16 protein-coding genes are annotated in these 20565 nt (G+C 40.6%); 9 read left to right on the top strand and 7 right to left on the bottom strand.

The features are described from left to right. Positions 1–64: 64 nt before the first annotated feature. Both IGI44_RS09395 and IGI44_RS09390 read right to left on the bottom strand, forming a co-directional pair. Positions 65–1231 (bottom strand): RtcB family protein, encoded by a 1167-nt coding sequence (locus tag IGI44_RS09395; RefSeq protein ID WP_438787499.1) that lies wholly within the window; start codon positions 1229–1231, stop codon positions 65–67. A 364-nt stretch (positions 1232–1595) separates the two neighbouring features. Next, positions 1596–2444, bottom strand: a complete 849-nt coding sequence (locus IGI44_RS09390; protein ID WP_438787498.1) for a MerR family transcriptional regulator — start codon at positions 2442–2444, stop codon at positions 1596–1598. Positions 2445–2521: 77 nt separating this feature from the next. On the opposite strand from IGI44_RS09390, the gene IGI44_RS09385 reads away from it, so the two are divergent. From IGI44_RS09385 to ilvA, 7 genes are all read left to right on the top strand, one after another. Continuing rightward, complete coding sequence (locus IGI44_RS09385) at positions 2522–4264, top strand: ABC transporter ATP-binding protein (RefSeq protein ID WP_438787497.1); 1743 nt, start codon at positions 2522–2524, stop codon at positions 4262–4264. Next, positions 4245–6050, top strand: coding sequence for an ABC transporter ATP-binding protein (locus IGI44_RS09380; RefSeq protein WP_438787496.1), 1806 nt, complete (start codon positions 4245–4247; stop codon positions 6048–6050). The genes IGI44_RS09385 and IGI44_RS09380 overlap by 20 nt, the downstream gene beginning before the upstream one ends. 611 nt (positions 6051–6661) lie before the next feature. After that, positions 6662–8344 carry a dihydroxy-acid dehydratase gene (gene ilvD, locus IGI44_RS09375; RefSeq protein ID WP_438787495.1) on the top strand — a complete coding sequence of 561 codons (1683 nt, stop codon included), beginning with the start codon at positions 6662–6664 and terminating at the stop codon, positions 8342–8344. A gap of 158 nt (positions 8345–8502) precedes the next feature. Continuing rightward, positions 8503–10200: a biosynthetic-type acetolactate synthase large subunit gene (ilvB, locus tag IGI44_RS09370; RefSeq protein WP_438788956.1), complete on the top strand. Its 1698-nt coding sequence runs from the start codon at positions 8503–8505 to the stop codon at positions 10198–10200. Position 10201: 1 nt separating this feature from the next. Beyond that, entirely contained in the window at positions 10202–10678 is a 477-nt protein-coding gene (ilvN, locus tag IGI44_RS09365; protein ID WP_016179202.1) for an acetolactate synthase small subunit, read from the top strand. Positions 10679–10738: 60 nt separating this feature from the next. Continuing rightward, a complete protein-coding gene (ilvC, locus tag IGI44_RS09360; protein WP_438787494.1) occupies positions 10739–11734 on the top strand; it encodes a ketol-acid reductoisomerase in 996 nt (331 codons plus the stop codon). Positions 11735–11748: 14 nt separating this feature from the next. Then, the gene (ilvA, locus tag IGI44_RS09355; RefSeq protein WP_438787493.1) at positions 11749–13005 is read left to right on the top strand and encodes a threonine ammonia-lyase IlvA; all 1257 of its coding nucleotides are present in this window, start codon (positions 11749–11751) and stop codon (positions 13003–13005) included. Positions 13006–13051: 46 nt separating this feature from the next. Here ilvA and IGI44_RS09350 read toward each other — a convergent pair whose 3' ends face one another. From IGI44_RS09350 to IGI44_RS09340, 3 genes are read right to left on the bottom strand one after another with little or no spacing between them, the layout of a single operon-like run. Continuing rightward, complete coding sequence (locus IGI44_RS09350) at positions 13052–13813, bottom strand: ABC transporter permease (RefSeq protein WP_438787492.1); 762 nt, start codon at positions 13811–13813, stop codon at positions 13052–13054. Next, positions 13810–14448, bottom strand: coding sequence for an ABC transporter ATP-binding protein (locus IGI44_RS09345; RefSeq protein ID WP_438787491.1), 639 nt, complete (start codon positions 14446–14448; stop codon positions 13810–13812). Before IGI44_RS09345 ends, IGI44_RS09350 begins: the two co-directional genes overlap by 4 nt. A gap of 1 nt (position 14449) precedes the next feature. Continuing rightward, positions 14450–14725 carry a hypothetical protein gene (locus IGI44_RS09340; protein WP_438787490.1) on the bottom strand — a complete coding sequence of 92 codons (276 nt, stop codon included), beginning with the start codon at positions 14723–14725 and terminating at the stop codon, positions 14450–14452. Between the two features lie 334 nt (positions 14726–15059). Between IGI44_RS09340 and tuf the strand changes: the two genes are divergently transcribed. Beyond that, positions 15060–16247 carry an elongation factor Tu gene (tuf, locus tag IGI44_RS09335; protein WP_438787489.1) on the top strand — a complete coding sequence of 396 codons (1188 nt, stop codon included), beginning with the start codon at positions 15060–15062 and terminating at the stop codon, positions 16245–16247. A 116-nt stretch (positions 16248–16363) separates the two neighbouring features. Then, positions 16364–17407, top strand: a complete 1044-nt coding sequence (locus tag IGI44_RS09330) for a glycerol dehydrogenase (RefSeq protein ID WP_438787488.1) — start codon at positions 16364–16366, stop codon at positions 17405–17407. A gap of 21 nt (positions 17408–17428) precedes the next feature. Here IGI44_RS09330 and IGI44_RS09325 read toward each other — a convergent pair whose 3' ends face one another. Beyond that, on the bottom strand, positions 17429–18166 hold the full coding sequence (locus IGI44_RS09325; protein ID WP_316402964.1) for an amino acid ABC transporter ATP-binding protein: 738 nt from the start codon (positions 18164–18166) through the stop codon (positions 17429–17431). Between the two features lie 12 nt (positions 18167–18178). After that, positions 18179–20344, bottom strand: coding sequence for an amino acid ABC transporter substrate-binding protein/permease (locus IGI44_RS09320; RefSeq protein ID WP_438787487.1), 2166 nt, complete (start codon positions 20342–20344; stop codon positions 18179–18181). Positions 20345–20565 lie beyond the last annotated feature (221 nt).

Here is a 20565-nt window from a genome sequence, read left to right as displayed (position 1 = left end):
TAAAAGTTACCTTGCAGTACCAGTTTATTTTCAGCTCTTATTTAGAAACCTCTTAGATTTCAGATTAGCCCTTATAATTATACAATGGTCGGATGATTTCTTTTACTTCCATTGTTTCATGCAAATTTTCCAGGAGTTGTTTCTTTGATTTATATGCTTTGGGCGCCTCGTCTAGGGTCTTTTTGGAAACAGAAGTGGTCCAAACATGTCGCATCATGTGTTGGTAGTTTTCTAGACTAATCGAGGCTCTTGCCTGAGAGCGGCTCATGGTCCGGCCAGCTCCATGGGGGCCAGACTGATTCCACTCGTCATTGCCTTTTCCGATCCCGATAATAGAACCGTCCTTCATATTTAAAGGGACGATCATTTTCTCGCCTTTTCTGGCAGAGGCGGCACCTTTGCGCAAGATCATATGCTCTAAGTCAATGTAGTTGTGGGGGCTATCAAAACGTTCAACCACCTGTTTTTCCCATTTCATTACCTTTAAGATCGTCTGAGCCATACTTTGACGATTAAGTGCCGCATAATGTTGAGCAATCTGCATATCTGATAAGTAGTTTTTCAACTCTTGATCGGATACATAAGATAATTCATAAGGAACTTTCATTTCCTCTCGTAGCTGTAGCAAAGTTGCTTTTTCATCAGGCTCATTCGTTGCTTTGGCTTGTAACTTTACTTCTTGTCGCAACTGTGTCAATTTTTGGTAGGCTATTTCTTGATGATATTCGGCGATTTCTTTGCCTAAAACACGACTGCCGCTGTGAATGACCAGATAAAATCCATCGCTGCCTTCATTGACTTCAATAAAATGATTTCCTCCACCTAACGTTCCTAGACTGCGTAATACCCGCCCTCGGTGAATCGGTGCTTGAATATCTTCTAAAGAAAACTGGTATTGCGGTTTTCCGTGAGAATGGGAGCCACTGGGAATTCGATTACGAATGATCCGATCCAGCTTATCAAAATTTAATCTGACACCTTTTTTAATCTTCGTTACATTGAGTCCGCAGCCGATATCTACACCGACAAGGTTAGGGACGACTTGATCTTTGATTGTCATCGTTGTTCCAATAACGCAGCACGATCCGCTATGAGTATCCGGCATGATCCGAATTTTAGCGTCTTGCGCGAATTTTTGATTGCAAAGAGTCATGATTTGACCGACTGTACTGTCAGTCAAGATATCTGTATAGACTGTTGCTGTATTGTATTTTCCTTTAATAGTTAACATATTGAATCCTCTCTTTGAGGAATCAACTGATTCCTCAGTTCTTTATTATTATTCTTTGGTTTTTTCTTCTTTTTCCACTCATAGGAAACACCTCCGCTGATGTTGTTCATGCTTCTTACTCATTAACTTCTCAAATTGTGAAAAAATGATACACGCAAAAAAAACTGTCAATCATCTGATTGACAGTTTTACAAATAGACTTTATTTACGAATACAGAGAGTCCATAGAATAAGACTCTTTGTTCGAATAAAGCAAACAAAACAGATCAATCGATTGTATATGGTTGTTTTTTCTTGTCTTAATCATTGTGCTCTCTCCCTTCTTCAAATTCTTTTTCATCCTATCATCAATCAAGATCGACTGTCAATACTGTGTTGACGCTCTTTTTCGCTTCACTGGGATCAGTACCTCAAACACTTGATCTTCTGGCTGTTCTGATGTGGTTTCATCCTGCCAGAGTAATTCCCAGATATCGCCATTTGGCTCTAAGTTATTTTCCCTCAAATAATTTCTAAAGCGATTGTTAAAGGTATTAATATGATGGATTTCATCCTTCATAAATCCAGAAACATAATTGCCAGCAGGACGCTTGACGACACGTTGCTGGTCATAGATGTGCAAACGATCGTCAGGTATCTTTACAAGCGCACGGTAAGGGGCAGCATGGAAGTTTTCTTGATAAAAGGCGGAACCGTCCACTAAGAAGCCGATTGGGTAACCGCTGAAAAGATCTCTGCTATCAACAGAAGAATAAAAGCGTCCATAAACTTGTACAGAGTCAATGTCGTCATAACTGTCGATAATATCAGAAATGACGAACGATTCTGCCTCACGATAAGAATAGGTGATGGATTCTAAATCAAAGTTCTTCAAGGTAGTGTAACGCTCGATATAGCTATCCAAAGCCCCACGAATTCCTTTTAATTGATCGATCTGTTCATCAACTTTTTGCTTCTGGCGCATAAAACCATCCAGTACATAGTCGACATTTCGATTTTTTAAAAATATATGGATATCTTCTAAGGAAACGTCGAGATTTTTTAGTAAAAGGATGACGTCGAGCTCAAAATATTGATCAATCCCATAATAGCGATAGCCATTTTCTCCAACCTTGGCTGGCTTAAAAAGATCGATTTGATCATAGTAAATCAGCGTCCTACGACTGATTCCTGCATATTTAGCCATCTCGCTAATCGTTAAATATTTTTTCATATGTTCTCCTCAGTTTTCGCTTGACTGTGACGTTACGTTACAGTTTATTCTACCATAAGAGAAGGAGGGAAAAAAAGATGAAACTATTCAAAATCTTTTTCAAAGAATATCATAGGATGTTTTTAGGCACCTTCATCTTAATGATCGTGCAAGCGGTTGGAACGCTAATGATTCCTTACTATGTTGCTGAAATTATTGATGAAGGTATTTTAACTCAAGATCAAGGAGCGATTTGGCGAAATGGGGTATTTATGCTGGGGATTGCGGTCATAACCGGAATCGTTTCAATTATTGCTAGCTATTATTCGGCAATCTTAGCGGGCCGTTTTGGGTATTTCCTACGAAAACAACTAGTTGATAAGACACAGCGCTTGTCAATGGCGGATATGGATGAATTCGGGACACCGACACTATTGGCCAGAACGACGAGCGATATTACCAACATTCAACAGATTATGATGATGGTTTTTCAAATGATTATTCCAGCACCGCTAATCTGTTTGGCATCGATTGTATTAACCGGGGCCATTTCATGGCGGTTTGTTTGGATTCCAATCGCCTCAATCGTCCTGTTTTCAATCGTTTCGTTTGCTGTCATTAAAAAGGCGGTTCCGTTGGCAGATGTGATGCAACAGCGAATGGATAAAATGATGCAAATTTTAAGGGAATTCTATACAGGAGTTCGAGTGATTCGCGCGTTCAATAAGACAAATTTTGAAAAGCAACGTACGGACAAAACCTTCAGCAATTATGCTGAGGTGATGATTCGAGTCAATAAATTATTTGCAGTTCTGAATCCGACAGTAAACTTAGTGATGGGAATTGGAATGACAGCTGTTTTGGCATTTGGCGGAGTCATGGTTCTTCAAGGCAGCGTACCTATCGGCAGTTTAACAGCTATCAGCGAATACACGATATTAAGTCTTTGGTTCTTGACGATGGCGGCTATGGTGATTGTAATGATCCCCAAAGCGTTGGCTTCATTAGAGCGAATCGGCGAAGTCTTGGATACGCAAGAGGAAATTATCGATGGTCCAAAAGTCGTTTTTGAATTAAAGGAGAATGCACCGATTGCTGTTTTTGATCAGGTAGATTTTGCCTACAGTGGAGCGGAAGAGTCAGTCTTGTCCAATATCAGTTTTGATATTCCTAAAGGAGTCACCGCAATTGTTGGAGGAACCGGATCTGGCAAGAGCACGATTGCTAAAGCCTTGTTGCGTCTTAGAGATACAACCAAAGGAGAAATCCGTTTCCGAGGAGAAGCGATCCAGAACATGACCCAAGAAGCGTTAAGAGAGCGGATTAGTTATGTTCCGCAGAAGGCTTTCCTATTTAGCGGGACAGTTAGGGACAACTTTCTTTTCGGAAAGCCTCATGCAACAGAGGAAGAGATGAAACAAGCAGCTAAAGTGGCACAGGCCGAAGAGTTTATTGCCAATTTAGACGGACAATTCGATGCGTTCGTTGCCCAAAAAGGCAATAACTTCTCAGGCGGACAGAAGCAGCGGTTGAGTATTGCCAGAGCGTTGATTAAGCCGGCTGATTTGTATTTCTTTGATGATAGTTTTTCGGCTCTGGATTATCAGACAGATGCGAAATTACGAAAAGCCTTAAAGAGCTATTTAAAGGATGCTGCGATCGTGATTGTTGCACAACGCCTTTCGACAATCAAGGATGCAGACCAAATTATTGTTTTAGAGGAAGGAAAAATCGTTGGTAAAGGAACGCACGAGGAGTTACTTCGTACGTGCAAAGTTTATCAAGAATTTGCAAAATCTCAAGGAATGGAGGAGAAGAAGCATGAGCATCAAGCAAGTTGATGAAAAAAAGCTCGATACAGAAACACCAAAGGAATTTAAAAAAACGGGAATGCGACTATTTAAATTACTAACAGAGCAAAAAGGTCGATTCGCAATCATTATTACGTCAGCTATCTGTTTTGCGACATTGATGGCGATCACTCCATTGATTCTGGGCTGGGGATTAGACACGATCATTACATTGGTTCGAACAAAACAAGTAACGATGGAAAATTTATTTACCGCGCTTTTTCAGCCTGTGCTCTGGCTTTTCTTAACGTGGGGCGGCGTCTCGCTGTTTTCTCTCTTACAGGAATACACGATGGCTAGTGTCGCTGAAACGTTGACGCTACGCTTGAGAAAGACCTTGACAGACAAGCTAAACCATTTGCCAATGAAGTTCTTTGATCACTATAAGACAGGTGATATTCTAACTAGAGCGACACTTGATTTGGATAAAGTTTCGGAGGTATTGCAGGTGGGCTTGATGCAAATGATCTCGGCGATTTTATCCATCGTGATAGGTCTCGGGTTGATGCTCTATTTGAGTCCATTATTAACATTGGGGATTGTTTTCATCTTGTTACTGAGCCTCTTTTTGACGAATCGTTTAGCACATAAAAATCAGGAGTACTTTTCTGAAAATCAGGCTGCTTTGGGTGCTGTGGGGACCAAAGCAGAAGAAAATTATTCAGGTAATTTGCTGATTAAAGCTTACAATCGGCAACAAGCAACAGCAGACGAGCTGGATAAATTAAATGAAGCTCAGTTTCAAGCCTTCAAAAAAGCCCAGTTTGTCAGCTTTGCTATCAATCCGCTAATTCGTTTAATTAATCAGTTAGGCTTTGTGACTAGTGCAGTTGTTGGCGGGATTATGGTTATCAACGGGCAACTATCGATTGGGTTAGTGCAGGCCTATCTTCAATATGTGAACCAAGTTTCGGAACCGATCACACAGGTTTCTTATGTAATCAATAGTTTGCAGAGTGCTTTTGCAGCTTTAGAGCGAATTTTTGAACTATTGGATCAGGAAGAAGAGCAAGAAGAAATACTAAATGTGTCAGTCCCCGAAAATGTGCGTGGCGAAGTAGCCTTCAAGCACGTAGCATTCGGTTACACACCTGATCGGATGTTGATGGAAGACGTCAATTTTAAGGTGAAGCCGAAACAAATGGTTGCAATTGTTGGTCCAACAGGAGCAGGAAAAACAACAATGATCAATTTATTGATGCGTTTTTATGAGTTAACGGGTGGTCAGATTGATGTAGATGGTAAGAATATCAGTCATTACTCTCGTGCGGCGATCCGACAAAAATTTGGAATGGTTCTGCAGGATACGTGGCTATTTGAAGGAACGGTAGCGGATAATATTGCTTATGGCAAGCCAGACGCTACAAGACAGGAAATTATTCAGGCAGCGAAAGATGCACAGTGTCATCACTTTATTCGAACGTTGCCGAATGGCTATGATACGATCATTTCTTCTGATGGTACCCAAATCTCTCAAGGACAGCAACAGCTTTTAACGATTGCTCGAGCGATTCTAGCAAATCCACAATTGTTGATCTTAGATGAGGCAACATCAAGTGTAGACACGCGAACAGAAGGGATGATTCAACAGGCGATGGATCAATTAACCGCAGAACGGACCAGCTTTGTCATTGCTCATCGTTTGTCTACCATCAAAAATGCTGATTTGATTTTAGTAATGAAGGATGGGGCCATCATTGAACAGGGAAGTCACCGCAGCTTAATGGAGAAAGGCGACTTCTACGCAAACTTATACAATAGTCAGTTCGCTGGATAAGCTCAACGATTTTCGTTGAGCTTATTTTTAATAAATGAAGAAAATAGATTAGAAGGATGAAGTGGTTGCTAGTGGCACTTTTATTGAAAATTTATCTACTTTGCGTTTGCAAAGTTTCGTGAGGACCTACGAGAACAAATCTAACAAGCAATTCTTTGACGTTGAAGCGATTCGATAAAAGAACCAAAAAGTTACTAAGTTAGAAAATATTCTGAAAATTCATTGACTTTTAATCTTATGAACTGTATAGTATAAAAAAATGATTAAGATATTATTAGAAAAATGAGGAGCCGATTTTTATGCGCAAGAGTAAATACAATAATTTCGATGGCATCGTCTTATTAATTATTGAGTCCAGGACTTAGAACACGGAAGAAGTATTAACCGTTTGTTTGAGTCCTGTTTGCGTTACAAATGGGGTTCTTGCAAGAGCATCCCATTTATTGATGGGATGCTCTTTTTGTCAGTTGTACTTTTCGCAGTTTATTCAGTGAAAGAGTAACACTAGTGATGGATAGCAAACGATCAAGCCAAGAACTTAATACACTGATATGCGTATGAAAAATGAACCTCATTAAAAATGTGTTAGCTAAGAGCAGGGAGATGTGACTATGAGAAGTGATCAGATTAAAAAAGGAATTGATGCAGCACCGGCTAGAAGTTTATTATATGCGACTGGCCAAGTAAAAAATATCCATGATATGGATAAACCGTTTATTGCCATTTGTAATTCTTATATCGATATTGTACCGGGGCACGTCCACCTGCGAGAACTAGCTGATGTAGCGAAAGAAGCTATTCGTGAAGCAGGGGGAATCCCTTTTGAATTTAATACGATTGGTGTGGATGACGGGATTGCGATGGGTCATATCGGAATGCGCTATTCGTTGCCAAGTCGTGAATTAATCGCTGATGCAGCAGAAACAGTAATCAATGCTCACTGGTTTGACGGCGTTTTCTACATTCCTAACTGTGACAAGATCACACCGGGGATGATTATGGCGGCTGTCCGGACCAATGTTCCTTCAATCTTTTGTTCAGGCGGTCCAATGAAGGCTGGGATCGATCCGTTAGGACATCAAACAACGCTTTCTTCAATGTTTGAGGCAGTAGGAACTTTCAAAGAGGGCAAAATGACAAAAGAAGACTTCCTATTTATGGAACAAAATGCCTGTCCTACTTGCGGTTCCTGTGCTGGGATGTTTACAGCAAACTCGATGAACTGCTTGTTGGAAATGCTAGGATTAGCTTTACCTGGTAATGGAACGGTTCTAGCTGTTTCTGATGAACGACGAGAGTTGGTACGAGAATCAGCGAAGCATTTGATGGAGCTAGTAAAAAATCAGATTAAACCAAGAGATATCGTAACAAAGGAAGCGATTGATGATGCCTTTGCCTTAGACATGGCGATGGGCGGTTCAACCAATACAGTCCTTCATACATTAGCAATCGCTAATGAAGCAGAGATTGATTATGATCAATCAGATATCAACGAGATTGCCAAAAGAGTTCCATATCTATCTAAAATTGCTCCTTCGTCCAGTTATTCAATGCACGATGTTCATGAAGCAGGTGGTGTCCCAGCGATTATCAATGAACTAGTCTCAATTGACGGGGCAATCCATTCAGATCGTATTACCGTCACGGGCAAGACACTCCGTGAAAATGTCGCTTCAGCTAAGATCATGAATGAAGAAGTCATTCATCCAAAAACAGCACCTTACAGTCCAGTGGGTGGTCTATCCATCCTTTACGGGAATATCGCACCAGAAGGCAGTGTCATCAAAGTCGGCGGTGTTGATCCAAGTATTAAAGTCTTTAAAGGAAAGGCGATTTGCTTTGCCTCTCATGATGAAGCAGTTGAAGCAATCGATAACCATACCGTCACTAAAGGGCATGTGGTAGTTATTCGCTACGAAGGACCAAAAGGCGGACCGGGGATGCCGGAAATGCTGGCACCAACTTCAAGTATCGTTGGTCGCGGCTTAGGAAAAGATGTGGCACTAATTACAGACGGTCGTTTTTCTGGAGCCACTCGTGGAATCGCTGTAGGTCATATCTCACCGGAGGCAGCCGCTGGCGGACCAATCGCCCTTGTTCAGGATGGTGATGAAATCACGATTGATTTAACGAATCGAACATTGAATGTGGATGTGCCAGAAGAAGAGTTGGCGAAACGGAAAGAACATTTAGAAAAGTTCCAGCCGAAAGTCAAAAAAGGTTGGCTGGCTCGTTACTCAGCAATGGTTACCTCGGCACATACCGGCGGTGTTATGAAGCTGCCAGAAGATTAAAAATGAGGGTGAATGTTTCACTGATAGTAATTAAGTGAAGGACATAGTCACAAGGAGGAACTAAGGAAGGTAAGTTTAAGAAGCAAGTTGCTAACGAGCTTATTTTTCTGAAAAAATAAATTCACTAGTAAGGATAAGGAGGAATGGGGGTGGAAGAGATGAAACCAAAACCGGAAGCTGAGCGCCTTTATTCAGGGGCAGATTTATTAATCAAATGTTTGGAAAATCAAGGGGTTGAATTGATTTTTGGGTATCCTGGAGGTTCTGTTCTACCATTATATGACTCACTTTATGATGAACCAATCCCAAATATTTTAACGCGTCATGAACAAGGCGCCGTTCATGCAGCGGAAGGCTATGCGAAAGCTACCGGAAATCCCGGAGTCGTGATTGTTACCAGCGGACCTGGAGCAACCAATGTAGTGACTGGAATCGCCGATGCCATGATCGATTCCGTGCCGTTAGTTGTCATCACTGGACAAGTAACTACACCGGGAATTGGGAAGGATGCTTTTCAAGAAGCCGATATGTTAGGAATTACTGTACCGATTACCAAGAACAATTATCAAGTTCGGGATATTGAGGAGCTTCCACGAATCGTCAATGAAGCCTTCCACATCGCGACAACTGGCAGAAAAGGGCCTGTTTTGATTGACCTGCCAAAGGACATCATGAACTTGAAGGCTAATCCAAAAATTGATGAGGTTGTTCGTCTGGAGAGCTATCAGCCGACTGTAACACCATCGATTTTACAAATTGAACGCCTAATGAACCTACTAAAAAAAGCTAAAAAACCAATCGTTTTAGTTGGCGGTGGGGTGGTTGCTGCGAATGGTGGGGAAGAATTACGACAGTTTGTTGAAAAATATCAGCTGCCAACGGTGTCTACCTTGTTAGGGCTCGGTTTGTTGCCGCAGGACCATCCATATTTCTTAGGGATGGGTGGAATGCACGGCACTTATGCTGCTAATATGGCGATGATGGAAACAGATCTTTTAATTAATATTGGCAGTCGTTTTGATGATCGACTTGCTTGTTCACCAGAAGCCTTTGCTCCTAACGCGAAAGTCGCTCATATTGATGTTGATCCAGTCGAGATTGGCAAGATCATTCGAACAGATATTCCGATTGTTGGGGATGCTAAAGTGGCCCTTCAGCAAATGCTGAGTATTGAAATCGATGCTCCTGATTGCGAAGAGTGGCGGATGGTTTGTAAAGCACGGCAACAAAAGTACCCATTGAAATATGAATGGGATGAAAAAAATATCAAACCACAAGAGGTAATTGAGATCATCGGTCGTATCACAGAAGGAAAGTCTTACGTTGTTACCGACGTTGGGCAGCATCAAATGTGGGTAGCGCAATACTATCCTTTCCAATTCCCTAAACAGTTGATTACGAGCGGTGGTTTGGGAACAATGGGCTATGGTATTCCAGCAGGTATTGGAACAAAATTCGGAAAACCAAATGAATCTGTGGTTGTGTTTGTTGGAGATGGCGGATTCCAAATGACAAATCAGGAATTGGCGATTTTGAATCAAAATAATCTCGATATTAAGTTCGTTTTACTAAACAACCAATCACTTGGGATGGTGCGACAGTGGCAGGAGAAATTTTACAATGAACGTCGCTCGCAATCCGTTTTCCATGAGCAGCCGGACTTTATGAAATTAGCTGAAGCCTATGGGATCGGTAGTAAGAAAATAACTAGCCCCGCAACTTTAGAAAAAGAATTGCAGGAGGCGTTCGCTACACCAGGACCAATGTTGATTGAAGTCATGATCTGCAACAAAGAACATGTATTACCAATGATTCCGGCTGGTATGCCGAATGATCAGATGTTGGGAGTTGATTAAAATGAGACGGATGATTACAGCAATGGTCCATGACCAAGCAGGGGTGTTAAGTCGAATCACGAGTGTTTTGAATCGTCGGCAAGTAAATATGGACAGTGTTTCGGTCGGCCGGACAGAAAGAGACGGCGAATCTCGTATGACGATTATTATTCAAGCCGACACGTTAGCGGATGTTGAACAAGTGACCAAACAATTAAACAAGCAAATCGACGTGGTAAAGGTTTCTGATGTAACCGATGAGCCGCATTTGGAACGGGAGTTGGCATTGATCAAAGTCAGTGCTCCAGCTGCTACACGTTCTGAGATTCAAGCAATGATCGATCCATTTCGGGCGGATGTTGTAGATGTCGGATTGAAAACGATTGTGGTGCAGGTTGCTGGTTCTACAGAAAAGGTTAATGCGTGTATTGATGTCCTGCGACCTTATGGAATCAAACAATTGGCCCGAACCGGTGTCACCGGATTTAGCAGAGGTTAAACGCAAAATTTATACTTAATTTTGTTATTAATATAGTTTATAAAAATTGGAGGAAAAATTATGGTTAAAGTTTATTATGATGATGCAGTAGCGAAGGATGCTTTAGAAGGAAAAACAATTGCTGTGGTGGGCTATGGTTCTCAAGGACATGCTCATGCACAAAATCTACGTGACACAGGTCACCAAGTTGTGATCGGTATACGAGAAGGAAAATCCGCTGAGGCTGCTCGTGAAGATGGGTTTGATGTGTTGCCTGTAGCTGAAGCAACAAAAAAAGCCGAAGTAGTCATGATTTTAGCTCCAGATGAAATTCAAGGTACGCTATACGACAATGAAATTGCACCAAACTTAGCAGACGGCGATGCGTTAGTTTTCGCTCATGGCTTTAATATTCATTTCGATGTTATCAATCCACCGGCAAATGTGGATGTTTTCTTAGTAGCTCCAAAAGGTCCCGGTCATTTAGTTCGTCGTACCTTTACGGAAGGCTTTGCAGTACCAGCATTGTTTGCTGTTCATCAAGATGCAACAGGAACTGCTCAAGAATTGGCGTTATCTTATGCGAAAGGTATTGGCGCTACACGAGTAGGTGTCTTGGAAACAACCTTTAAGGAAGAAACTGAAACTGATTTGTTCGGCGAACAGGCAGTGCTTTGCGGCGGCTTAACAAGTATGATCGAAGCAGGCTTTGAAACACTAGTTGAAGCAGGCTATCAGCCAGAATTGGCTTATTTCGAAGTGTGCCATGAAATCAAATTAATCGTTGATTTGATTTATGAAGGTGGCTTTGCGAAAATGCGTAATTCGATCTCTAATACTGCGGAATACGGCGATTACGTTTCTGGACCGCGGGTAATTACTGAACAAGCCAAAGCTGGCATGAAGGAAGTCTTGACTGATATCCAAAATGGCAAGTTTGCCAAAGGCTTCATTGATGACAATAAAAATGGCTTCCCAGAATTCAAGAAAATGCGTGAAGAAAGCGCTGGACATCAAATTGAAAAAGTGGGCGGCGAATTACGTAAAATGATGCCTTTTGTAAGTCGTAAAGATTAATGGGGGATGCAGCGATGGAATTGATCAAAGATACTGAGGTTCGCAGTGCCTATCAATTATTGAAAGACTCTGTTAACCACACGCCGTTACAATATGATCGTTATTTATCTGAAAAATACCAGGCAACTGTTTTATTAAAACGAGAAGACCTGCAAAAGGTTCGTTCATTTAAATTACGTGGGGCTTATTATGCCATTAAGAAACTTCCAGAAGCAGAGTTGAAAAAGGGTGTGGTCTGTGCGAGTGCGGGAAATCACGCACAAGGAGTTGCTTATACGTGTCATGAATTAAAGACAAAGGCAGCAATTTTTATGCCTACCACCACACCCCAGCAAAAAGTTTCTCAAGTAAAATTCTTTGGTGGTGAATTTGCGGATATTCATTTAGTTGGCGATACCTTTGACGCTTCTGCCGCTGCCGCAAGAAAATACTGCGAAGAACACGGTATGACCTTTATTGATCCTTTTAATGATAAGAACATCATAGCCGGTCAAGGAACACTTGCTCTAGAAATGATGACGGACGCAGAAAGTGAAGGCTACAAGCCGGATTATGTGATTACTGCGATTGGCGGCGGCGGGTTGATCAGTGGAGTGGCCTCTTACGTGAAAAACACCTCCCCAACAACCAAAGTTATTGGTGTTGAGCCTAAAGGGGCAGCTTCAATGCAAGCGGCCTTTGAGGAGGAGCACCCAGTCAAGCTGACTGAGATCGACAAATTCGTTGATGGCGCTGCCGTACAGCTTGTTGGCGAAATTACGTATTCTCATAGTAAGGAATACGTGGATGAGTTAATGTCTGTTGATGAAGGGTTAATCTGTTCTACGATTTTAGACTTATACGGCAAACAAGCAATCGTGGTCGAGCCAGCCGGTGCAATGAGCGTAGCTGCTTTGGATCTGATGAAAAACAAGATTAAGGGAAAAACAGTAATCTGTGTGATCAGCGGGGGCAACAACGACATCAATCGAATGGCTGAGATCGAAGAGCGTTCGTTGATTTATGAAGGGCTGAAGCATTACTTTGTCGTGAATTTTCCGCAACGTCCAGGAGCGTTGAAGGAGTTCGTTTCAGAAGTCTTAGGTGAAGGCGATGATATTACGCGCTTCGAATACACAAAGAAGAGCAATCGTGGAACGGGGCCTGTAGTGATCGGTGTGCTATTGAAAAAACCTGAAACTTTACCGGAATTATTGAAGCGATTAAAGGAGTTTGATTCGACCTACATTGAATTAAGCCAAAACAAAACGCTCTACAATTTATTAGTTTAAATAGAAAAAAGGGAACTCGAAAAGTCATTTTCTGAGTTCCCTTTTTTTATAGCGTCAATTGATGATTTGCGTTGAAATAGTTCTTATAGGCCGTGTAACCACCGATGATTGATCCGAGGCTAGTCGCTGACAATAACATGAAAGTAACCATAATTTGATATTTGATGGCGTGAACAGGATCTAATCCAGCGAAAATCAAGCCAGACATCATCCCTGGCAAACTGACCAGACCAACTGTTTTAGCAGAATCAATAGTAGGCTGCATAGCGGTTTTAATACTTTGTTGCAGGATCGGCTTAGAAGCTAATTTGATTGAAGCACCGAGAGCCAATTTCTCTAACACCTGTTGTCTCAAATCATGAAACTGAGTGTTCAACGCTCTATAGCATAACCCGATTGCTACCATTGAATTACTAGCGATCATTCCAGTGATAGGAACGATTTGAGAGGGAATAAATTTAATAGCTCCAGCGAAAATCAACACGCCAAGAGTAATATAAGTGCTAATAAAAATTGCTGCTAATGAATGAAGATATTTTTTATGAAGACTGGGATTTCTCTTGTGGGCATTCCAAGCAGCGTTAAACACAATAAAGAGACTCATTGCAATCGTTAAAAAATTGTTATTGACCTGGAAAATGTATTTCAATAAATACCCGACAATAACTAGTTGTATGATAGCACGAATAATACTAAAAAAAATGTCTTTGGAAAGATTTAGTTTTTCCTTCGTACTGATGGCAACAGCAATCAGTACCAATGCAAAAGCCAAAACTAATGAAAGGTCATTTACGGCTAATTGATTCATTGTTTGAGTTTTCCTCCTTGGATAATCAGTAATTTTTCTGCTGCTTGAATCTCTGCTTCATCATGAGTCACCTGTAAGATCGTACAGCCTTTTTGCTGGATATCTTTGATCAATCGATGAATAACCGTTTTTGTTTGTTCATCAAGTCCCGTTGTCACCTCATCTAACAGCAAAATCTGTGGTAAAAATAAAATATTTCGAATCAGAGCTACTCGTTGCCGCTCACCGCCTGATAATTCCGAGATATTTTTTGTCAAATATTCTTTTGGCAGATCTACCATTTGGAGATGTTCCAGCATCTGTGTTTGATCAGGAGTAAGTTCTCTAATGGTATAAGGCAACGTTAAATTATCCAGAACAGTTTCACCAAATAGGGAGGGCTGTTGAAAGCAATAAGAAACCTGTTGGCGATATTCTGTGTATTCATAGGATTGCTGTGCTTTTCCCTGAAAAAGAATTTCTCCACTAGTTGGGGTCAATAAAGAAGCAACTAGTCGGAGCAATGTACTTTTTCCACCGCCAGAGGGTCCTGTGATTGTCAAAAATGCTCCTTGCTCTACGGTCAATGAAATTTGATCCAAAATCATTCGTTGATCGCTTTGGTAACTAACAGAATTTAGTTCTAGTAACGTCATATTATTTTTTTTCCTTTCTCGGATCATATGGAATTATAACAAAAAGTGAAGGCATGTCAGTTACAACGAGTTGCTTTATCCCCAATTCAGGGTAAAGAGTAAACTTGCTTGTTTTACCATAACGTTCCAAGAAATAGTCTTGAATTTGTTGCTCCGTCCATTGTCGAGCGGGAAAGTGCCAAAAATGCTCATTTTCTTTAACAAAAACAAACCCAACGCTCCATGCCCTTTTTATATCAGCTGGAAGCTGAGAAATTTTTTCTTGAAAGTCTTGCATGAAAATCCCTCCAGTTTTATTCGGTCTTCAAAACCTCATCATCAAAAAAATCCAATCCTATTAAACCAATATTTTTTACTTATGTACACTTATTCATCTCTATTATAGCCTACTGATTTTGCTGAAACCGCTAAAATTACAGAAATTTTTTCAAAATTGTTTCATGTATGAGAATGACAAAACATATTATTTGGAGTTTGACCAATTCTGATGTATTATGATCTCGGATAGTTACTTACAAAAAGTAAATAAGTGTAAATCTTTTTCATTTAACCCAAAATGTTTTACACTATATCCGTAAGAATTTTTACACTTATTAGGAGGTTTGTTTATTATGGCAAAAGAACATTACGATAGAAGTAAACCACACGTTAATATTGGTACCATCGGTCACGTCGACCATGGGAAAACAACTTTAACGGCAGCAATCACAACGGTATTAGGTAAGAAAGGTCTAGCAAACCCTCAAGACTACGCTAGTATCGATGCTGCACCCGAAGAACGTGAACGTGGAATCACCATCAACACTGCGCACGTTGAATATGAAACTGAAAAACGTCACTATGCTCATATTGATGCTCCAGGACACGCGGACTATGTGAAAAACATGATCACCGGTGCTGCTCAAATGGACGGTGCAATCCTAGTAGTATCAGCTACTGATGGCCCAATGCCGCAAACACGTGAACATATTTTGTTATCACGCCAAGTGGGTGTTAAACATTTAATCGTATTCTTAAACAAAGTTGACTTAGTCGACGATGAAGAATTAATTGATCTAGTGGAAATGGAAGTCCGTGAATTACTTTCTGAATATGGTTTCCCTGGCGATGATATTCCAGTTCTTAAAGGTTCTGCTTTGAAAGCTTTAGAAGGCGATCCTGAACAAGAACAAGTAATCCTTGATTTAATGGATACAGTTGACGAATACATCCCAACGCCAGAACGTGACACTGACAAACCATTCTTGTTACCAGTCGAAGACGTATTTTCTATCACTGGTCGTGGAACTGTAGCTTCTGGTCGTATCGATCGTGGTGAAGTTAAAGTCGGTGACGAAGTGGAGATCATCGGGATTAAACCTGAAGTTCAAAAAGCGGTCGTAACAGGACTTGAAATGTTCCGTAAAACATTGGATTATGGTGAAGCTGGCGATAACGTTGGGGTTCTATTACGTGGGATCACACGTGATGAAATCGAACGTGGTCAAGTCTTAGCTAAACCAGGTTCAATTACACCACATACAAAATTCAGTGCAGAAGTTTATGTATTGACGAAAGAAGAAGGTGGACGTCATACACCATTCTTCAATAACTATCGTCCTCAATTCTACTTCCGTACAACTGACGTTACCGGAAACATCGCATTGCCAGAAGGAACTGAAATGGTTATGCCTGGCGATAACGTTACAATCGACGTTGAGTTGATTCACCCAATCGCTGTTGAGCAAGGAACAACTTTCTCTATTCGTGAAGGTGGACGTACTGTTGGTTCAGGTATCGTAACTGAAATCGAAGCATAAATAGAATTGATTAACACGCAACGCTAGTCGTTGCGTGTTTTTTGTGTCCTTACACAACTTGCAACGATTTTAGTTGATTGCTATGATATTTCTAAACAGGATAAGAAGGAGAACGTATGGAAAAAGTGTTTGTTAGTCCTATGACTTATCGTCAGGGAGAAAATGTTTTATGGAATCACTTGGAAGATATACTAGCTTTTGGTCAAAAGTGCTTGATCGTAACTGATGGCTTTGTATATCAAATGCTGGGAGAACAATTATGTAAGAAATTGAAGGAGCTAGGCGGGGAGATCTTCGTATGGTTGGTAGAGGAAGAAAAACCTAATGGAGCGTTTGATTCTGTCGTTGCTTTAGGTGGCGGTCGGGCAATTGATTTAGGGAAAGCTCTCGCTTTTGAGTCAAATTGTCCTGTGGTTGTTGTCCCTACATCTGCTTCTACGGATGCACCGACGTCACGGATCTCAGTTAAGTATCGTGATGGCTATTTTGAAAAATATTCCTATTACACTAAAAGTCCAGACCTTGTGTTGGTAGATACAGCGATTTTAATTAATAGTCCAGTTCATTTTTTGACGGCGGGAATCGCTGATGGTCTATCAACTTCGATTGAGGCAAGAACAGTACGAGAAAATCGTGGTGTGAACACATTAGGTGCTCTACCTACGTTGGCAGCCGAAGCAATCGCTGAAAAATGTCGTGACGTTTTGCTTAACTATGCAGAAGCGGCAGTGGAAGCGAATAAACATGGAAAAGTTACGCCAGCATTTGAGGCAGTCGTTGAGGCCAATACGCTATTGAGTGGTATTGGCTTTGAATCCGGCGGACTGAGTATTGCTCATGCACTTCATAATGCTATGGTCAGTTTGTGGGGCGGAGAAATAAAAGGGAGCCATGGTCAAATTATCGCTATGACTACTTTGCAGCAATTACAAATAGAAGGTCGAAAAGAGGAGTTCTCAAGATATCAAGCCTTATTCAAAAAGTTGGAGTTGCCGATTACTTATGAAGCCTTATCTGTTTTTCCATCAGCAAACGACCTGCAAAAAGTTACAAATCTAGCTTTTTCACCAGAAGATGGGATTATTCGCAGCAATGTATCAGTAACAAAAGATGAAGTCTATAAAATCCTTTTAACATTCAGAAAAACCCGTGAAATCTAAAATGATTTCACGGGTTTCGTGTTAGATATTCAAAACTTTATTCAAGAAATCTTGAGTTCTTGGATTGTGAGGATTATTGAAGACTTGTTCAGGTGTGCCGTCTTCTAAAATTTTCCCACCATCAGTAAAGATGACACGATCGGCTACTTCTTTGGCGAAGCCCATTTCATGGGTAACGATGACCATCGTCATTCCTTGTAAAGCTAAATCCTTCATAACCTTCAACACGTCTCCAACCATTTCTGGGTCAAGCGCCGAAGTAGGTTCATCGAACAGCATGATGTCAGGATTCATTGCCAACGCACGGGCAATTGCCACACGTTGCTTTTGACCACCAGAAAGGCTGTCTGGATAATCATTTTTCTTCTCTGCAAGTCCAACCTGTGTTAGTAATTCCACACCGCGTTTTTCAGCGGACTCTTTCGATTCACCTTTTAAATCAAGTGGAGCTAAAGTGATATTTTCTAAAACAGTGAGGTGAGGGAACAAGTTGAAATGTTGAAATACCATTCCAATATGCTGACGGACCAAGTTGATATCTGTGTGTTTATCTGTTAGGTCTTGTCCATCGATAATGATCTCACCAGAAGTCGGTTCTTCCAAGTGATTCATACAACGCAAGAACGTACTTTTTCCGGAACCAGATGGTCCAATGATACAGACCACTTCACCTTCACTGATAGTGATATTTAAGTCATTTAAAACGGTGTTGTCACCGAATTTCTTTACCAAATGATTAACGACAATTTTTTTATCCATCGTTTTTTCCATCTATTTCACCTTCTTTTCTAAACGGTTCGCTAACTTAGTCAAGATCGTGATTAAGATCAAGTACATGATCGCAATAATCAAGTAAACGTAAGAACTTTGTGTAGTCCGTGCCACAATAATCTTCCCAGTTTGCAGTAATTCCACCACACCGATAGCAGAGATGATCGTCGTATCCTTCAAACTGATAACAAATTGATTGATGAATGAAGGAATCATAATCTTAACTGCTTGCGGCAAAATAATTTTTTGCATGGTACGGTTGTAAGATAGACCTAAGCTTCGTGAAGCTTCCATTTGACCAACAGGGACAGCATTGATACCGCCGCGAACGATCTCTGCGATATACGCACTGGCATTCAAGGTTAAAGTAATAATCCCAGCAGCAAAGTCAGGGATTTTGATTCCCGTAATTCCTGGTAAGCCGAAGAAAATGAAGAAGGCTAATACCATCATTGGAATACCACGAATAATGTCAATATAAATACCTGCGAAAGTACGTAGACCACGGACAGGAGAGACACGGAACAATCCGAAGATCACACCTAGTACTAGGGCCAACGCAAATGATACTAAAGCTAACACGATCGTTTTCCATAGACCGTCTAATAATGACTTGTAATTATTTTTTAGTAAGCCGGTAATAGTTGATTCATCAACAGCATCTTTCTTTTCTTCTTTTTCAGCACCAATGTATTTGTTTACGATTGTATCGTATTCACCAGTTCGTTTCATTTCTTTTAATGCTTCAGTGAACATTTCGCGAAGTTCTGGATTTTGTCCCTTTTTCACGGCAAAGCCATACTCGCCGCCAACTTCGCGCTTAATCGGTGTTTTTAGGTTTTGTCCTTGATTTACGGCATAACCAATAACAGGATAGTCATCCATCATGGCATCGATTGATCCAACTTTTAATGCATCATATAATTGATCCGCAGCATCAAAGCTTTTGATCGTGTAGCCATATTCCTTTTTGTGAGCTTCTAGGAAATCCGCACTTTCAGTACCAACCTTGGCGCCAACAGTTTTTCCTTTTAAATCTTTATAAGACTTAATGTCCTTATCATCCTTTGCAACAGCTAATTGAATTCCACTTTGGAAGTAAGGATCGGAAAAATCATAATTCGCTTTTCGCTCATCTGTAATGGTCATTCCAGCAATCATTCCATCTGCCTGTCCAGACTCCAATGCCTGCATGGCTGAAGAAAAACCGATAAATTTCATATCTAATTTGAACCCTTGCAGCTCAGCTGCTCGTTTCAGTAAGTCAACATCGATTCCTTTATATTCGCCATCACTGTCTTTGTATTCAAATGGGGCAAAAGCAGAATCACTTGCGATTACATAGACATCTTTTTTAGGTTCAATTTTTTTCATTTCACCTGAAGCTTCGGCTTGATCACCAGAGCCAGTCGAGATGTATTTCGCAACGATTTTATCGTAACTGCCGTCTTTCTTTAAATCTTTCAATCCAGCATTAAATTTCTTCAATAGCTCTTTGTTTTCGCCTTTCTTTACAGCAAAACCATAAGAGCTGCCTTTTTCCGGTTCGCCAACCAACTTAAATGGTTGACCATTGGTAACAGCATAGCCTAAAACTGGATAGTCATCGAAGATCGCGACAGAATTTCCGTTCGTCAAAGCATTGTACATTGCGTCGGCTGCTTCGTACAATTTAATTTCATAGCCATATTTGTCTTTGTTCTGCTCTAGGAAAGTAGCACTTTCTGTGCCGATTTTTGCAGAAACAGTTTTACCTTTTAAATCTTTGTAATCTTTGATGTCTTTATTATCATTTTTGACAGCCATCTGGATACCACTATCAAAGTAGGGTTCTGAGAAGTCAAAGGTTTTTTTACGTTCATCGGTAATACTCATTCCGGCAATCATACCGTCAAGTTGATCTGATTGCACGCCTTGAATGGAACTGTCAAATCCCAATGGACGTAAGTCTACTTTAAAGTTCTGATCTTTAGCGATCTGATTAATCAAATCCACGTCGATACCTATGTATTCACCGTCGGAATTTTGAAACTCGAAAGGAGCAAAAGTCAAGTCCGTTCCTATTTTATATGTCTTTTCCGCGGCGTTGCTCTTACTGGCAAAGCCAAGTGTGAAGATACTTGCCATTAAAAAAACGACGAATGGAATTAATTTGTTTTTTCTCATAATAATCCTCCTATACACTTATCATTTGTTTATTATATGTTAGTTTAAGGATAAAATACAAGTAGGTTCATTGTAGGAGAGAAAAAAAGCAAAATTTTTATAACATGAAATGTCAGAAAAGTTTACATTGGAAATTTTAAGAACTTTTTACGCTGAGAATTAAAAATGGCGAAAATATGTTCGGTATGCTATAATTTTGAAATGGAAAATCTTTGTTTATT

This window comes from Enterococcus sp. DIV0756 (assembly GCF_051710745.1).
Taxonomy (GTDB): domain Bacteria; phylum Bacillota; class Bacilli; order Lactobacillales; family Enterococcaceae; genus Enterococcus_A.
This window is presented reverse-complemented; position numbering and strand designations above follow the sequence as displayed.